The organism is Thauera mechernichensis (assembly GCF_029588855.1).
Lineage (GTDB): Bacteria > Pseudomonadota > Gammaproteobacteria > Burkholderiales > Rhodocyclaceae > Thauera > Thauera mechernichensis.
The window spans coordinates 1-999 of record NZ_JARQZE010000045.1; the positions used below are offsets into that span (position 1 = coordinate 1).

Annotated in this window: 2 protein-coding genes; both read left to right on the top strand. The window is 64.0% G+C overall.

Going from position 1 to position 999, the window contains the following annotated elements; genetic code table 11:
* Positions 1 to 624 (top strand): sulfate adenylyltransferase subunit CysD (gene cysD / locus P7F68_RS19870; RefSeq protein WP_277835664.1); only part of this gene is annotated, 624 nt, incomplete at its 5' end.
* 1 nt (position 625) lies between these two features.
* The coding region (locus P7F68_RS19875; RefSeq protein ID WP_277835665.1) for a GTP-binding protein at positions 626 to 999 on the top strand (374 nt) is incomplete at its 3' end.

The window sequence follows — 999 nt, forward strand, 5'->3', positions numbered from 1 at the left end:
GTGGAGAAGGACATCAACCCCTTCACCCACGGCTCGGCGATCCACACCGACATCATGAAGACCGAGGGCCTCAAGCAGGCGCTCGACCAGTACGGCTTCGACGTCGCCTTCGGCGGTGCGCGCCGCGACGAGGAGAAGTCGCGCGCCAAGGAGCGCGTGTTCTCGTTCCGCACCGCGCAGCACCGCTGGGACCCGAAGAACCAGCGCCCCGAGCTGTGGAAGCTCTACAACGCCAGAAAGCACAAGGGCGAGTCGATCCGCGTGTTCCCGCTATCGAACTGGACCGAACTCGACATCTGGCAGTACATCTACCTCGAGAACATCCCCATCGTGCCGCTGTACTACGCCGCCGAGCGCCCGGTGGTCGAGCGCGACGGCACGCTGATCATGGTCGACGACCACCGCATGCCCTTGAAGCCCGGCGAGGTGCCGATGATGAAGAAGGTGCGCTTCCGCACCCTGGGCTGCTACCCGCTGACCGGCGCGGTGGAGTCCGAGGCCGACACGCTGCCGGCGATCATCCAGGAAATGCTGCTCACCAAGACCTCCGAGCGCCAGGGCCGGGTGATCGACCACGATTCCGCCGCTTCCATGGAAAAGAAGAAACAAGAGGGGTATTTCTGACATGGCACACGTTTCCGACCTCATCGCCACCGACATCGAGCAGTACCTCCGTCAGCACGAACACAAGAGCCTGCTGCGCTTCATCACCTGCGGCAGCGTGGATGACGGCAAGAGCACGCTGATCGGCCGCCTGCTCTACGAATCGAAGATGCTGTTCGAGGACCAGCTTGCCGCGGTCGAGGCCGATTCGAAGAAGTTCGGCACCCAGGGCGACCAGATCGACTTCGCGCTGCTGGTCGATGGCCTGGCGGCCGAGCGCGAGCAGGGCATCACGATCGACGTGGCCTACCGCTTCTTCTCCACCGACAAGCGCAAGTTCATCGTCGCCGACACCCCGGGCCACGAGCAGTACACCCGCAACATGGTCACCGGCGC